The 14,442-nt window shown below is 69.0% G+C and carries 18 protein-coding genes; 4 read left to right on the forward strand and 14 right to left on the reverse strand.

Going from position 1 to position 14,442, the window contains the following annotated elements; all coding sequences use genetic code 11:
* The first annotated feature begins 54 nt into the window (after nt 1-54).
* Entirely contained in the window at nt 55-1,776 is a 1,722-nt protein-coding gene (locus AC1RSI_RS00575; RefSeq protein ID WP_154726531.1) for a bifunctional protein-serine/threonine kinase/phosphatase, read from the forward strand.
* 64 nt (nt 1,777-1,840) lie between these two features.
* Here AC1RSI_RS00575 and AC1RSI_RS00580 read toward each other — a convergent pair whose 3' ends face one another.
* On the reverse strand, nt 1,841-2,293 hold the full coding sequence (locus AC1RSI_RS00580; protein ID WP_035309906.1) for a chemotaxis protein CheW: 453 nt from the start codon (nt 2,291-2,293) through the stop codon (nt 1,841-1,843).
* A gap of 125 nt (nt 2,294-2,418) precedes the next feature.
* Nucleotides 2,419-2,988 carry a YqgE/AlgH family protein gene (locus AC1RSI_RS00585; RefSeq protein WP_008264211.1) on the reverse strand — a complete coding sequence of 190 codons (570 nt, stop codon included), beginning with the start codon at nt 2,986-2,988 and terminating at the stop codon, nt 2,419-2,421.
* Between the two features lie 116 nt (nt 2,989-3,104).
* Here AC1RSI_RS00585 and AC1RSI_RS00590 point away from each other — a divergent pair, with 116 nt between their 5' ends.
* Together AC1RSI_RS00590 and AC1RSI_RS00595 are read left to right on the forward strand one after the other, a co-directional pair.
* Nucleotides 3,105-3,590 carry a peroxiredoxin gene (locus AC1RSI_RS00590; protein WP_008263696.1) on the forward strand — a complete coding sequence of 162 codons (486 nt, stop codon included), beginning with the start codon at nt 3,105-3,107 and terminating at the stop codon, nt 3,588-3,590.
* Between the two features lie 48 nt (nt 3,591-3,638).
* On the forward strand, nt 3,639-4,073 hold the full coding sequence (locus tag AC1RSI_RS00595) for a very short patch repair endonuclease (protein WP_008262989.1): 435 nt from the start codon (nt 3,639-3,641) through the stop codon (nt 4,071-4,073).
* On the opposite strand, the gene AC1RSI_RS00600 is transcribed toward AC1RSI_RS00595, so the two are convergent.
* From AC1RSI_RS00600 to AC1RSI_RS00620, 5 genes are all read right to left on the reverse strand, one after another.
* Nucleotides 4,046-5,938 carry an ATP-binding protein gene (locus AC1RSI_RS00600; RefSeq protein ID WP_154726530.1) on the reverse strand — a complete coding sequence of 631 codons (1,893 nt, stop codon included), beginning with the start codon at nt 5,936-5,938 and terminating at the stop codon, nt 4,046-4,048. The two genes, AC1RSI_RS00595 and AC1RSI_RS00600, sit on opposite strands and share 28 nt — an antisense overlap.
* A 72-nt stretch (nt 5,939-6,010) precedes the next feature.
* On the reverse strand, nt 6,011-7,060 hold the full coding sequence (locus AC1RSI_RS00605; protein ID WP_447941424.1) for a quinone-dependent dihydroorotate dehydrogenase: 1,050 nt from the start codon (nt 7,058-7,060) through the stop codon (nt 6,011-6,013).
* Nucleotides 7,057-7,401, reverse strand: coding sequence for a DUF952 domain-containing protein (locus tag AC1RSI_RS00610; RefSeq protein ID WP_154726575.1), 345 nt, complete (start codon nt 7,399-7,401; stop codon nt 7,057-7,059). The genes AC1RSI_RS00605 and AC1RSI_RS00610 overlap by 4 nt, the downstream gene beginning before the upstream one ends.
* The gene (locus tag AC1RSI_RS00615) at nt 7,398-7,901 is read right to left on the reverse strand and encodes a SixA phosphatase family protein (protein ID WP_154726576.1); all 504 of its coding nucleotides are present in this window, start codon (nt 7,899-7,901) and stop codon (nt 7,398-7,400) included. Before AC1RSI_RS00615 ends, AC1RSI_RS00610 begins: the two co-directional genes overlap by 4 nt.
* A 59-nt stretch (nt 7,902-7,960) precedes the next feature.
* A complete protein-coding gene (locus tag AC1RSI_RS00620) occupies nt 7,961-8,710 on the reverse strand; it encodes a methyltransferase domain-containing protein (RefSeq protein ID WP_154726577.1) in 750 nt (249 codons plus the stop codon).
* A 46-nt stretch (nt 8,711-8,756) separates the two neighbouring features.
* Between AC1RSI_RS00620 and gloB the strand changes: the two genes are divergently transcribed.
* Entirely contained in the window at nt 8,757-9,485 is a 729-nt protein-coding gene (gene gloB, locus AC1RSI_RS00625; protein ID WP_154726578.1) for a hydroxyacylglutathione hydrolase, read from the forward strand.
* Here gloB and AC1RSI_RS00630 read toward each other — a convergent pair.
* The 7 genes from AC1RSI_RS00630 to AC1RSI_RS00660 form a co-directional block, all read right to left on the reverse strand.
* Nucleotides 9,475-10,194: a DUF4908 domain-containing protein gene (locus tag AC1RSI_RS00630; RefSeq protein ID WP_230307690.1), complete on the reverse strand. Its 720-nt coding sequence runs from the start codon at nt 10,192-10,194 to the stop codon at nt 9,475-9,477. The two genes, gloB and AC1RSI_RS00630, sit on opposite strands and share 11 nt — an antisense overlap.
* A gap of 99 nt (nt 10,195-10,293) precedes the next feature.
* A complete protein-coding gene (gene phbB / locus AC1RSI_RS00635) occupies nt 10,294-11,019 on the reverse strand; it encodes an acetoacetyl-CoA reductase (protein WP_035310400.1) in 726 nt (241 codons plus the stop codon).
* A 118-nt stretch (nt 11,020-11,137) separates the two neighbouring features.
* Nucleotides 11,138-12,199 carry an NAD(P)-dependent alcohol dehydrogenase gene (locus tag AC1RSI_RS00640; RefSeq protein WP_035310401.1) on the reverse strand — a complete coding sequence of 354 codons (1,062 nt, stop codon included), beginning with the start codon at nt 12,197-12,199 and terminating at the stop codon, nt 11,138-11,140.
* A gap of 85 nt (nt 12,200-12,284) precedes the next feature.
* Nucleotides 12,285-13,034: a DUF72 domain-containing protein gene (locus AC1RSI_RS00645; protein WP_154726579.1), complete on the reverse strand. Its 750-nt coding sequence runs from the start codon at nt 13,032-13,034 to the stop codon at nt 12,285-12,287.
* Nucleotides 13,031-13,339, reverse strand: a complete 309-nt coding sequence (locus AC1RSI_RS00650; protein WP_008263996.1) for a type II toxin-antitoxin system RelE/ParE family toxin — start codon at nt 13,337-13,339, stop codon at nt 13,031-13,033. Before AC1RSI_RS00650 ends, AC1RSI_RS00645 begins: the two co-directional genes overlap by 4 nt.
* Nucleotides 13,336-13,629 carry a type II toxin-antitoxin system ParD family antitoxin gene (locus AC1RSI_RS00655; RefSeq protein ID WP_369733658.1) on the reverse strand — a complete coding sequence of 98 codons (294 nt, stop codon included), beginning with the start codon at nt 13,627-13,629 and terminating at the stop codon, nt 13,336-13,338. The genes AC1RSI_RS00650 and AC1RSI_RS00655 overlap by 4 nt, the downstream gene beginning before the upstream one ends.
* Before the next feature lie 298 nt (nt 13,630-13,927).
* Nucleotides 13,928-14,359, reverse strand: coding sequence for a hypothetical protein (locus AC1RSI_RS00660; protein ID WP_008264126.1), 432 nt, complete (start codon nt 14,357-14,359; stop codon nt 13,928-13,930).
* Between the last annotated feature and the right edge of the window lie 83 nt (nt 14,360-14,442).

Here is a 14,442-nt window from a genome sequence, read left to right on the forward strand (position 1 = left end):
CAAGTTTCGCCCGCCTAGGCCTTGTGCCTAGGATGGCGGCTCGGGGAGGGGATCGTGACCGACGCCAGACTGGAGATCGCCGCCGGTTTCGCCACTGCGCAGGGGCCGAAGGCGGACAATCAGGATTTCGGCGGGGTGCATCTGGGCACCCCGGCCGAGCAGCGCGAGCATGGGGTCGTGGCGGTCATCGCCGACGGGGTGTCGGGCTCGAAGGCCGGGCGGATGGCGGCCGAGCTGACGACGCGCAGCTTCATCGACGGCTATCTGGATCAGAACCCGCTGAACGGCATCGCCGCCAACGGGATCAAGGCGCTGCGGGGCTTCAACCGCTGGCTCCATGCGCGGGGCAGGATCGATCCGGCCATGGAGGCGGCGGCGACCACCTTCACCGCCCTGATCCTGCGCGGACGGGAGGCGGTGGCGCTGCATGTGGGGGACAGCCGGGCGTATCATTTCCGCGACGGGGTGCTGACGCGGCTGACCGAGGATCACACCCGGGCGCAGCAGGGGTTGAGCCATGTGCTGTACCGCGCTGTCGGGATCGAGGCGGACGTCAAGCTGGACGTGCGTCATGTCGGCCTGGCGCCGCACGACCGGCTGCTGCTGACCACGGACGGGGTTCACGGGGTGCTGACGGACGAGGCGCTGTCGCGGCTGCTGGGGCGGCGCGGATCGCCCGACGCCGACGCCCAGGCCATTCTGGCCGAGGTGGCCGAGGCGGGCGCGCGCGACAACGCGACCGTCCTGGTCATCGACGTCATGGGGATCGGGGCGCCCGACTGGGAGGCGATCACCGCCGAGGCCGAGGGCCTGGCCATACTGCCGCCGCCGAAACAGGGCGAGACGGTCGACGGGTTCCATCTGGAGCAGCTGGTGGCGGACGGCCGCTATACGCGTCTGTTCCTGGCGCGGTCCGGCGACGCCCGGTCCGGAGACGCCCGATCCAGCGACGAAAGGGTCGTCCTGAAGTTTCCCAAGCCTGCGGCGGTGTCGGAGCGGGGGGCGCGGACCGCCTTCCTGCGCGAGGCCTTCATCGGCCGGCGGATCGACAGCCCCTTCGTCGGCAAGGTGCTGAGCCTGGATGCGGGGCGCCAGAGCCGGCTCTATATCGTCCAGCCCTTCTATCCGGGCCAGACCCTTCATGCGCGGCTGGCCGAGGACGGGCCGTTCGAGATCGCCGAAGGGATCGGCGTGGCCCTGAAGCTGGCGCGGGGCGTGGCGGCCCTGCACCGGGCGGGGGTGACGCACCGCGACATCAAGCCGGACAATGTGATCCTGGAGACGACCGGCGGGCTGAAGCTGGTCGATCTGGGCGTGGCGCGGCTGAAGCGGGCCGAGGAGTTCGCCGAGGCCGAGGCGCCCGGCACCCCCGGCTACAAGGCGCCCGAGATGTACGGCGGCGAGAGCGGGAGCGCCGCCACCGATCAGTTCGCTCTGGGCGTGACCCTGTACCGGCTGTTCACCGGCGCCTATCCGTGGGGCGAAGTCGATCCGTCGGACGCGCCGCGCTTCGACCGCGCGCCCGTATCGCTCGGACGACGCCGGCCCGACATGCCCGCCTGGCTGGAGGCCGCCGTCATGCGCGCCGTTTCCGTCGATCCGGATGACCGGTTCGAGGACGTGGAGGAGCTGATCCATGTGCTGGAGACGGGCAGCGCCGCCGCGGCGCCCGCGCCCCGCCCACTGTCGCTGATCGAGCGCGATCCGGTGCGGTTCTGGCAGGGGCTGTGTCTGGTCCTGGTCGTGCTGCTGATGGTGTCGCTGGCGACGCGATAGGCGCGGCCATGACACGCCGTTCGGCAATATCGTCGTCGGGTCAGGTTTCCGGTCGGGTCAGGACTCAGGCGGCCTCGGCCAGCGGCGGCAGCACATTGTCCAGGTCCAGCAGGCTGATCATCTCGCCGTCGACGGCGAATATGCCGGCGATCACGCCGGGGCCGCCGTCGTCGCCCATGTCAGGCGTCTGTTGGCGCATCCCGTCGTCCAGTTCGACGATGTCCGACACCGCCTCGACCAGAAGACCGACCGTGCGCGAGCCGCATTTCACCACCATGATGGCGTGACGGGCCGAGGGTTCCTTGGTCGGCAGGCCGAGACGCGCCGCCAGGTCGATGATGGGCAGGACGACGCCGCGAAGATTCACGACGCCCTTCATATAGTCCGGCGCACGGGGCAGGGGCGTGGTGGGCGTCCAGCCGCGGATTTCCAGCACCGAGGTGATGTCGATGCAGAAGGCTTGCTCGCCGACGCGGAAGCCGACCAGTTCGCGACGATCACCCTTGGAAATCAGCATCACAAATTCCTCCCGACCCAGGCCAAACCGATTGGCTGATCCCGAGGCAGACCCCAGTCTCGCGCACCAGCCTAGCGATTTCGTTAATGCGGACCGAGTTTCGGATGGCGCGGCCGAAGCCGGGTTCAGGCCCGCCCGCCCTGGCTGGAAAGCCGGCCTGCATCGACGCCCATGCGGGCCAGGGCGCGGGTCCATTTGGACTCGTGGTCGCCGTCGAAAATCAGATCCAGGTCGGCGTCGGCTGTCAGCCAGACGTTTTCGGCCAGTTCGTCCTCCAACTGGCCCTCGCCCCAGCCGGCGTAGCCGAGCAGCAGGGCCGACCGGCGCGGGCCGGCCACGGCGTCGGTCATGGCGGCCAGGGCCTCGCGCGTTCCGGTCATGGCCAGGCCGTCGCCGAAGGGCAGGGTGTCGTCGCCCGTGCTCCAGTCGTCGGTGTGCAGCACGAAGCCCCGTTCACGTTCGACAGGTCCGCCCATCAGGACGACCCGACCGACCGAATCCTCCGGCGCCGGCGCGTCCAGCTTGTCCAGAACAGTCTTCAGATCGACGCCGGGCGCCGGGCGGTCGATCCGCAGTCCCATGGCGTGATCCGGCCCGTGCGCGCAGATCAGGATGACGGCGTGTTCGAACCGGGGGTCGCCGATGCCGGGCATGGCGACCAGGAGACGGCCCGTCAGGGATGAGGCGTCGGTCATGATGATCCTATCATCGGGCGTGAAACGGGCGGGCGCAAGGCGTTGCCGCTTGCGATGACGGCGGCGACGTCTATCTGTCGCGGGCGCACCCAACCAACCCGCGCGGAGAGAGCCCCATGACCATCCAGATCGGCGACCGGATTCCGAACGCGAGCTTCGCCCGGGCGACGGCCGAAGGCCCCAAGCCCGTCAATACGGCCGACATCTTCGCCGGCAAGACCGTGGCCCTGTTCGCCGTGCCGGGCGCCTTCACCCCGACCTGCTCGGCCCGCCACCTGCCGGGCTTCAAGGACAATCTGGAGGCCATCAAGGGCAAGGGCGTGGACGTGGTCGCCTGCATCTCGGTCAACGACGCCTTCGTCATGAAGGCCTGGGCGGAAAGCCAGGGCATCGACGACGAGTCCATCGTCATGCTGGCCGACGGCAACGGCGACCTGACCCGCGAACTGGGTCTGGTGCTGGACGGTTCGGGCTTCGGCCTGGGTCAGCGGTCGCAGCGCTATTCCATGCTGGTCAAGGACGGCACGGTCACCCAGCTGAACATCGAACAGGGCGGCGAGTTCAAGGTGTCTTCGGCCGAGCACCTGCTGGCGCAGCTCTGATAGGGGTTGGTCCAGGCTGCCGCTTCGCGACTTGAGCCTGGACCGATCATGAGCACCGACGTCTTCAGTCCTGAACAGCGCAGCGCGGTGATGCGGCGCGTGAAGGGGCGGGACACGTCGCCGGAACTGGCCGTGCGCAGGATCCTGCGCGCGGCCGGTATCGGGTATCGGCTGGGCGGCCAGGGCCTGGCCGGTCGGCCGGATGTGACGATGAAGGGGCGCAAGGTCGCCGTCTTCGTCCACGGCTGTTTCTGGCATGGGCACGACTGCGCGCGGGGGGCGCGCAAGCCCAAGGCCAACGCCGAATACTGGAGCGCCAAGATCGACCGCAACCGCGCCCGCGACGCGCGGGTGACGGCCCAATTGCGGGATGACGGCTGGCGGGTTCTGACGGTGTGGGAGTGCGACCTGCGCACGCCGGGCTTCGCCGAACGGCTGGTCGCGGATGTCCGGGATCAGGCGGCGGCGATCTCGGCCGCCTGAGCGGAGTCGTCCAGCACATGCTGCAGCGCGCCCAGCAAGGCCGGGGGCGTCAGGGGTTTCGACACGAAATAGGCCATGCCTGCGGCCTGACAGGCGGCGACGTCTTCGGGGGCGGTGTCGGCGGTGACGGCGACGACGGGCGTCCGGGCGTTGGGGCCGCCCTCGGCGCGCAGGCGGCGGGTGGTCTCGCGCCCGTCCAACTCCGGCATGCGGACATCCATGAAGATGACGTCGAAGACCGTCTCGGCGCAGCGCTCCAGCGCGATCATGCCGTCGGCGGCCGTGACGATGTCGCAGCCGAGAGGCTGCAGGATCAGTTGGACGGCGCGACGGTTGATGTCGTGGTCATCGACCACCAGCAGGCGCAGCGGACGGTCGTCGTCGGTCTGGTCGGCGGTTTCGGCCGTCGGGGAGACGTCGGCGTCCTGTGGGACGGCCGGCGGCGTTCCGGCGTCCGGTCCCGCGGCCAGCGGCCGGGCCGCCAGGGCCAGGGCGATGTCCAGACGGCTGTCGTCGCCGGGAACCAGGATCGGCGCGGCGTTCTCGCCGAAGGGCAGGCTCAGGGAGACGGTGAAGCTGGCGCCCTGGCCCGGCGCGCTGCGCGCCGTCAGGCGGCCGCCCATCAACTCGACCAGGTCGCGGCTGATCGCCAGACCCAGGCCCGAACCGCCGTACCGGGCGCTGACGCCTTCGGCCGTCTGGTCGAACGGGTTGAACAGCCGCGCCAGCTGATCGCCGGTCATGCCGGGGCCGGTGTCCTGAACCTCAAGCAGAACACAATAGCCGGAGGGCTCTTCGGCCCAGGCGTCCAGGCGCAGGGTGATCCGGCCCTGGGGCGTGAACTTCACCGCATTGGACATCAGGTTGTTCATCACCTGACGGATCCGCATGGCGTCGCCCTTGACGCTGCGGGGCATGCGCGCGGCGCCCTCGACGCGCAGCTTCAGGCCCTTGGCCTCGATCGGTCCGCGCCACAGGCGCAAGGTCTGGGCCAGCGTGGCGCGCAGGTCGAAGTCGACGGCCTCGACCGTCATCCGGCCGGCGCCGATCTTGGAGTGATCCAGCAGGTCGTCCAGCAGGGCCTTCATCATCAGCCCGGCGTCGGTGATCAGATGGGCGTTTGACCGCGAGTTCGCGTCCAGCGCCTGAAGCTCTGCGGCGCCGGTCAGTATGGCGCCGATCGGGGTGCGCAGATCATGACCGATGGCGGCGAGGAAGGCGGTGTGGGCGACCAGGCTCTCTTCGGCCTTCACACGCAGGCGCTCGGCCTCGGCGTGGGCGCGCATCTGGTTCTCGGTCGCCTCGCTCATCTTCTGCCAGCTGATGATGGTGAAGAAGATGACCAGGACCACGGCTGCGGCGGCCGTCATCACCAGGGGCGGCGGCGCTCCGAACCAGGCGGCCAGGAAGGGAACCGCCAGCAGATACAGCATCGGCGGCGTCAGGGAGGAGACCAGTATCGATTTCGAGCGCGGCGAATTGATCATCGAGAAGAGCATCAGGGCCGGCAGCATCAGGGCCGCGCAGACCCCGCCCAGCGGACCGCCGATCAGCCACATCGGAATCGACAGACTGCCGAACAGCGAGGCGCTGGCGAACAGGCTCAGGCAGGCCGTCACCCGTCCCCAGAGGGGGACCTTCCCGTCGCCGTCACGATTCACGCGCGCGAAGGCGAGCAGTTCCAGACCCTGCATCAGGCCATAGGCCGCGAACCAGGCCAGGCAGATCCGCCAGCCGATCATGGGCGTCACGACAAGGGCGACGGCGGCCCCCAGTCCCAAACGCTGCAGCAGATTGCTGCGGCGATGGCGGGCGGCCACTGTCCAGCCGCTTGCGGCGGTGTCGACTGCGGTCGTCTTGGACATCCAGCTTCCCGGCAATACGAACCGTGGTCGTTCGCTTGGCGGTACTAGACGCAGATCGAGGCTAACGCTCTGTCAACGCGAGGCCCCGATAGCGGCCGAAATTGAGGAAAAACCATCGGCGCGCAGTCGCGCCGCCAGATCACGCTTGATGCGGGTGATCAAACCGGGCCCGTCGTAGATCAAGGCGGAATAGACCTGAACGGCGCTGGCCCCCAGACGGATGCGGGCATAGGCCTCGGCCCCGCTGTCGATCCCGCCGACCGCGATCAGGGGCAGGCGCCCCTGGGCGGCTTCGGCGGCGGCGCGCAGAGCCTTTTCCGCGAACGGGCGGATCGGGGCGCCCGACAGGCCGCCCGTCTCATGCGCATCGGGGGATCGCAGGGTCTCGGGCCGTTCCAGGGTGGTGTTGGAGACGATCAGGCCGTCAATCCGGTGCGCCAGCGAGGCCTCGACGATCATGCCGATCTCGTCGGCGATCAGGTCGGGCGCGATCTTCAGGAAGACCGGCACGCGGGCGGCGGGGTCGGCGGGGCGGGCGGCGTCGATCCGGCCCAGCAGATCGTCCAGCTGTTCACGCCCTTGCAGGGCGCGCAGACCGGGCGTGTTGGGCGAGGAGATGTTGACGGTGAAATAGGAGGCGCGGCCGGCCAGCCGCTGCAGGCCGGCGACATAGTCGGCGGCCTTGTCTTCCGTATCCTTGTTGGCGCCCAGGTTGGCGCCGACGACCACGTCCGTGGGGCGGCGATCCAGACGGGCGGCGAAGGCCTCCAGGCCTTCATTGTTGAAGCCCATCCGGTTGATGATCGCCCGGTCCTCGGTCAGGCGGAACAGGCGGGGCTTGGGATTGCCGGGCTGCGGGCGGGGCGTGACCGAGCCGCATTCGACGAAGCCGAAGCCCAGCCGCGACAGGCCGCGCAGGGCCTCGCCGTTCTTGTCCAGGCCGGCGGCCAGGCCGACGGGATTGGGCAGGGCGAGCCCCGCCAGCGTCGTATGCAGGATCGGATCGTCGGCCGCCGGGGCGGGAAGGGGGGCGAGGGCCAGGCCCTTGATCGCCACCTGGTGGGCGGTCTCGGGATCGAGGCGGCGAAGGGCGGCGGCGCCCCAGTCGGCCAGCAGGCTCATGCCGGATCCTCGAACAGCATGGCTCCGTCCTCGGCGACCGAGAGGGCGCGCACGGCGGTGACGGCGGCGACGGGCAGGGGCGCGTACAGATGCGGGAACAGGTCGCCGCCGCGCGACGGCTCCCACACCAGATCCGCGCCGAACCGGGCCAGATCGACCGTCAGCAGCATCAGATCGTCGCGGCCCGCGTAATGGCGGCGCACGGTCTCCACCAACTGTTCGCCGGTGGACATGTGGATGTAGCCGTCCGCCAGATCGACGGCGGAGCCTTCGTAATGGCCCTCGGCCAGGGCCGCGCGCCATTCCTCGGCGGCGAGGATCTTGTAGGCGGTCCCGGTCATGCGACCCCCAGGTCGCGCGGAGTCAGGAAGCCTTCGAAGACGCAGCGCCCCGCGACATCGACGGTGAACAGGGCGGCGGCGGCGGTCGGGAAGCCCCCGGCCAGACGGTCCAGAATGGCCGGCGAGGCCGCGCTTTCGGACAGGTATTCGGTGGCCAGCACATGGACGCCGGGATTATGGGCCAGCAGCATCAGGCAGCCGGCCTCGTCCTCACAGGACTCGACGAAGCGACGCAGCACGTCGGACGGCGCATTGTACAGGCGCGGTTCGTCGCGGACTTCGACGTCGCCGAAGGCGTCGTGCATCTGGTCCCAGGTCTGGCGCGTGCGGACGGCGGACGAGACCAGGGCCAGGTCGGGCGTCAAACCGCGCTCGGCCAGGGTCTGGCCCATCCGCACGGCCTCCTTGCGTCCGGTGTTGGACAGGGGGCGGGCTTCGTCGCCGCCGGACGGGCTGGAGGCCTCCGCCTGGGCGTGCCGCATGAGGATCAGTCGATGCATGAGGCTCGCCATAAGGCTGTTCGCGTCCGACGAACAGATGGGACGATCTCAACTCCCTGTCAGGGGTGCGGACGGGGCGTCGGGGAGGAGGTCGAGGCGACGGGCTGGGGCGTCAGCGCCGGCCGGGCCGGAACGCGCTGGGCCAGGCCGCTGGGACGGATGCGCGCATAGGCCTGTCGCGACGCCTCCAGCAGGATCACGCCCGCGGTGTTCGGCGCGATGCGCCGCCCGACCTGTTCGAAACCGTCGGCCAGGGGCAGCAGCGGCGTCCACGGCGGGACATAGAGGGTCTGGGACCAGGCCGCCGGCTCCAGCCCCGCCTCGCGCACCAGCCGCTCCAGCTGGCCCCGGGTGAAGGGGCGGCCGTGGCCGAAGGGGGTGTTCTCGGCCCGCGCCCACAGGCCGCCGCGCGCCGCCGCCGCCAGGATGATGCGCCCGGTCGGGGCCAGGGCGCGCACCGCCTCCAGCAGCAGGGCGGCGGGATCGTCGGCCTCTTCCAGGGCGTGGACCAGCAGGATGCGGTCGAACGACCCGGCGGCGAAGGGCAGGCGGCGGTCGTCGACCAGAAGGGTGCGGTTGCGCCCCACGCTGGGCCAGTGCTCGACGCCCTGGCCGCTCGGCATGGCGGCGACCACGCGGCGGGCGCCGACGAAGGCGTCCAGCCAGGGCGTGGCGTAGCCGACGCCCAGAACGTCGCAGTCGGGCGCCTCGCCCCAGGCGTCGTCCAGGCGCCGGGCCAGCAGACGGCGCACCAGGGCCCCGGTGGGCTCGCCGTAGAAGGTTCGAAGCTCGTCGATGCTGCGCCGCATGGGGTCCACCATAGGCCCGCCGGAGCCGTCCTGCTAGAATGACGTCATGACCCTGGATGTTCACCTGTTTCCGTGCCGCAGCGACAATTACGGCTTCCTTATCCGCGATACGGCGACCGGCGTGGTCGCGGCGGTGGACACGCCGGATGCGGAGCGAATCCTTCAAGAGCTGGAGGCCCTGGGCTGGGGGCGGCTGGACCTGATCCTGAACACCCACTGGCACCCGGATCACACCGAGGGCGACGAACGGCTGAAGGCCGAGACGGGCTGCGAGATCGTGGGGCCGGAGGAGGTGCGCCGCGTCGCGCCGCTGGACCGGGTGGTCGCGGACGGCGACGTGGTGATGGTCGGCGAGACGCGGTTCGAGGTCACGGCCACGCCCGGCCATACGCTGGGCCACGTGGTGTTCCGCTCGGTCGAGAACCAGCTGGCCTTCGTCGGCGACACCCTGTTCGCCCTGGGCTGCGGCCGGTTGTTCGAGGGGACGCCGGAGCAGATGTGGGCCAGTCTTCAGGCCCTGGCCGCCTGGCCCGAGGCGACCGTCGTCTGGTGCGCCCACGAATATACGGCCTCGAACGCGCGCTTCACCCTGACCCTGGACGACCGGCCCGAGACCCGGGCCCACGCCGAGGCGATCTTTGCGGCGCGGGCGCGGGGCGAGCCCACCGTGCCGACGACGATCGGGACGGAGCGGCGGTTCAATCCGTTTCTGACGGCGGTCGATGCGGCCCAGTTCGCCGCGCGGCGGGCCGCGAAGGACGGCTTCAGCGGCTGAGAACGTCGTCCGCGACCACGCGGACGATCAGGGCCGAGGACGGACGGCCGGCCACGCCGGCGCGCGGCATGATCACGATGCGCAGGACGCCGCGTGAGAAGGTCGCCTGGGGGCCCCGGCCCTGATCGACGATCTCGATGCGGCGGATCTTGTCCGCCTCGCGGCGCAGGGCCGGTGATCGGGCCATGCGGGCGATGGCGTCCACGGCGGTCGACAGGGCGTCGGCGGCCACGGCTTCCGAGCCGGGCTGAATGTCCACGTCCACGACCACCAGTCGGCCCAGGGCGCGGCTGGCCCGGTCGCTCTGGCGGATGATGTAGTTCCACAGCTGGACGGCCGTCAGGGCCGGGGCCAGCAGGGGCGCGGCCTCGCCCGACGGCGAGACGGGCGAGCCCTGGGGCGCCGTGGTGGTGTACAGGGTCATGCCGCCGTCGGCCGTGACGCGCAGCACCTGGTCGCCGTTGTCGTTGCGATAGACGATGTCGCCGCGCGGGGCGGGGGCGGGACGCAGCACCCAGATCTCGGTCGAACGGTCGAACCGCAGCAGGGGGCGCGACCCGGTCACGTCCAGCACGAACCCCTGTCCCGTGCCGGCCACATAGCGGGCCGAGGGCGGCAGGTTGCGGCGCGACTGGGCGTGGCAGTCCGAGGGCAGGACCGCAGGCGCAGCCACGGACAGACCCACGGTCACGACGGCCGCCAGGGCCATCGCGGTCACGCGAGGCGACTTTTTCGCCCAGTCCGTTTCCGTCAACTTCATGAGACTGTGGATGAAACCGTCACGCGGCGGATTTTGGGCGAAGCCGCTTCACCCGACCAGGTACTGACCGCCGTTCAGAGACAGGGTGCAGCCTGTGACATATCCAGCACGCTCGCCCACCAGCCAGGACACCATGTCGGCGATCTCCTCGCCCTTGCCCAGGCGGCCCACGGGGATCTGGGCCACGATGGATTCCAGCACCTTGGGGTCCATGGCGCCGACCATCTCGGTGTCGATATAGCCGGGGGCGATGCAGTTGACGGTCACGCCCTTGCGGGCGTTCTCCAGGGCCAGGGCCTTGGTGAAGCCGATCATCCCGGCCTTGGCGGCGGAATAGTTGGTCTGGCCCACCTGGCCCTTCTGGCCGTTGATCGAGGAGATGTTGACGATCCGGCCGTGGCCGCGGTCGCGCATGCCGTTGATGACCTGGCGGGTGGTGTTGAAGACGCTGTCCATGTTCACCCGGATCACGTCGGACCACTGGTCATGGCTCATCTTGTGGAAGAAGCCGTCGCGGGTGATGCCGGCGTTGTTGACCAGGATGTCGACCGGACCCAGCTCGGCTTCGACCTCCTGCACCGCGCGCGCGCAGTCTTCGAAGCTGCCGACATTGCCCTTCACCACGAAACAGCCGGTGGCCCGGGCCGTGGCCTGGGCGGCTTCGTCATTGCCGGAATAGCCGGCGGCGACGCGGACGCCGTCCTCGCTGAGGCGCTGGACGATCGCCCTGCCGATGCCTCGGGTGCCGCCGGTCACGAATGCCACACGCGCCATCATCGTTTCCTTGTCCCTTTGGTCCGTCTGCTGCGGACCGTGGTTAAAGGTGTAGCGACGCCTCGGCCGCAGGCAAGCCCGATTTCCGCGGGGGAAACCGGGCTTGATGTCGCACGGATCAGGCCGCCAGCTTCTCCATGTCGATGACGAAGCGGTAGCGGACGTCGGATTTCAGCATCCGCTCATAGGCCTCGTTGATCTGGTCGGGGGCGATGGTCTCGATGTCGCAGGCGATGCCGTGTTCGGCGCAGAAGTTCAGCATCTCCTGGGTTTCGGCGATGCCGCCGATCAGGGAGCCGGCGATGCGGCGACGACGCCACAGCAGGGGCACGGCGAACACCGGCAGGCCCTCGGTGGTCAGGCCCAGCATGACCATGGTCCCGTCACGCGCCAGCAGCTGGACCTGGCTGGAGATCTCGTGCGTGGCCGAGACGGTGTTGATGATCAGGTCGAAGCTCTCGGCCGCGGCCTTCATCGCCGCCTTGTCCGAGTTGATCAGGAAATGCTTGGCGCCCATCCGCTCGGCGTCGGCCTTCTTGCGGTCCGAGGTGGACAGGACCGTGACCTCGGCCCCCATGGCCGCCGCCAGCTTGACCGCCATATGGCCCAGGCCGCCCAGGCCGATGACCGCGACCTTCGAGCCCGGTCCGACGCCCCAGGTCTTCAGCGGCGAATAGGTGGTGACGCCGGCGCACAGCAGGGGGGCGGCGACGTCCAGCGGCAGCCTGTCGGGGATGGACAGGACGAAATGCTGATCGACGGTGATGTGGTCGGAATAGCCGCCCTGGGTGATGGTCTCGGCCGTGCCGCCCTTCCGGTCCTTGCCGCCGTAGGTGCCGGTGAAGCCGGGCACGCAATACTGCTCCAGACCTTCCTGGCACGACGAGCATTCGCGGCAGCTGTCGACCATGCAGCCCACGCCGACGCGGTCGCCTTCCTTAAAGCGGGTGACGTTCGAGCCGACGGCCGCCACCACGCCGGCGATCTCGTGACCGGGCACCAGCGGGTACTGGGCCTGGCCGGTCTCGCTGCGGGCCATGTGCAGGTCGGAATGGCAGATGCCGCAGTATTTGATGTCGATCAGCACGTCGTCGGGGCCGGGATCGCGCCGTTCGAAGCTGTAGGGGGTCAGGGGCTTGTCGGCGGCGGTCGCGGCGAAGGCGCGTGTGGCGATCGGCATGGGGAAGTCCTTCAGGCTTTCGGGCAGGCGGTGGGGCGTGGGGGGCAGATGTGGCCCGGCGTGACCGGTCGCAAGGCGGCGCGCGTCATTTCAACTGGGCGATCAGCGCCTGGGCGGCCGCCGGGTTCCGCACCTTGGCCCCCGAGATGAAATAGGCGAAGACCTCGCCGCGTTTCGCCCAGGCCTTGGCTTGGTCGGCGACGGCGGACAGTTCGGCGGCGGTCATGCCGGTGGGCTCGTCCTCGCGGCTGGACATCAGCCGGGCATATCTGAAGTCAGACGTTTCTTCGTCGATCTGGGGCCAGGTCGGCTCCTCGTCATCGACGGCGTAGACGATGGCGACGCCGTATTTGCGGGCCAGGTCGTAGAACTGCTCGCTGGCGAAGCTCGGGTTGCGCACCTCCAGGGCGTGGCGCAGGCGCAGGCCGTCCTTCTCGGGCGGCAACAGTTTCAGGAAGCCCTCGAAATCCTCGGGGTCGAACTTCTTCGTGCCCATGAACTGCCAGTTGATGGGCCCCAGCCTGTCGCCCAGTTCGGTCAGGCCCTGGGACAGGAATTTCTCGAAGCTCTCGCCGCCGTCCGACAGGATCTTGCGATTGGTGCAGTAGCGGCTGGCCTTGACCGAGAAGACGAAGCCTTCCGGCGTCTCGTCACGCCATTTGCGCCAGGAGTCGGGTTTGAAGGTCGAATAATAGGTGCCGTTGATCTCGATGCTGGTCAGTTTCGACGCCGCGTATTCCAGCTCGCGCTTCTGCACCAGGCCCTCGGGATAGAAGATTCCGCGCCAAGGTTCGAAGGTCCAGCCGCCGACGCCGATGTGGATGGGGTGGGTCATGGCCAGTCGCTTCCCAGAGGTGAGGCCGTCCAGTCCTCGCGTGCGCTGCGGATGCGGAGGACTGCGACGATGTCGTCGATGTGTTCGTAGATGATGACGTGAGCGCCATAGGGCTGAACCCTGACGGGCGGCTGGATATCCGTGTGCAACCGGCCCGTATCGGGGAACAGGAGCAACTGCTGCAACTGGTCTTCCAAGCCTGAAATATAGGTTTCGGTCTGGCGGGCGCCGAACATTTCCAGGCCCTGCCAGAAAATCAGGCGCAGATCCGCTTCGGCGTCTTCGCTCAGCCGCAGGCGGGTCACGCCGCGCCCTTGCGTCTTTCGAATTCGGCGCGGACTTCCTCGAAGATCTCACGTGGGGTCTTTTCGCTGATCCCGCCGGCGCGCGCCTCGTCCACCAATCGCTGCATATGGGCGATCTTCTCGGCCTTGACCTGTTCGCGGCGGATCAGGTCACGGACGACGTCCGAGGCGTTGGCGTAGCGGCCTGATTTGGCCTGTTCCTCGACCCAGGCCTTCATCGGGTCGGGCAGGGAGATGTTCATCGTCGCCATGGGGTCTGCTCCTGTCCGGTCAGAATGGGAGTTTGGCAATCTTTGTCAATTGTCGCAGGGGATTTCAGACGGTGCGGCGAAAAAACAGTGTCTGAATAGTCTGAATTGTCTGAAATCGGGGTGGGACGAAATTGCGCGGAGCCCTCGAACCCAGGGCGAGGCGCCAGAGTCTGCAACTGAATGAGCCTCCCTTCCAATGCCGACGACGGAAGTATAGGCCCGCAGGGAAGGGCGGGGGGTGGCGACGGGATTTTTCAGTCAGGCGGTTGTTTCGTCGACAGAATGTCTGCGGAATTAGGATAGGTGGCGCCTGCGCCGACCGTCCGCGCGCCGGCCCTTATGATCGGCGCGCCATGGTCACGGCGCCGATATGGCCGCCGATGGGGAGCAGACGGACCCTCAGACTCGCGTCGCCCTGGAACCCGCCGCGCGACCGACCCGTCAGGGTGAAGGTCATGCGCACGCCGCCCGAGGCCATGACGACGACCAGCTTGCCGTCCCTTATGCGGCAGTCCGCCGGATCCCCGTCGAGGACGCACGAAAGCCGGCCGCGCGGCTGGGGCGTGACCGTCAATGGGAAATCCAGCTGGTTTCCGCTCTTGGACTTGAAGGAGATGTTGAGGTCCTGCCGCTCGGCCGGCGTGATCTTCAGCATCCAGTCGCCGGCCACCTCGCCACCGGTGATGGGCGGCGCTGCCTGAGCCAGGGCCGTTCCGCAAAGGGCGCAGGCCGCCAGGCCGCCCGCCAGGAACGCTCGCCGCTTCGCCATGCCCGCCTCCGACCGTTCAGCCTGGAGTAGGGTAGGGCGATGATGCTGGATTGCCGCGTGAATTATTGGAAAGGTTGGGGATC

Source organism: Brevundimonas sp. GW821-FHT10E09, assembly GCF_058809375.1.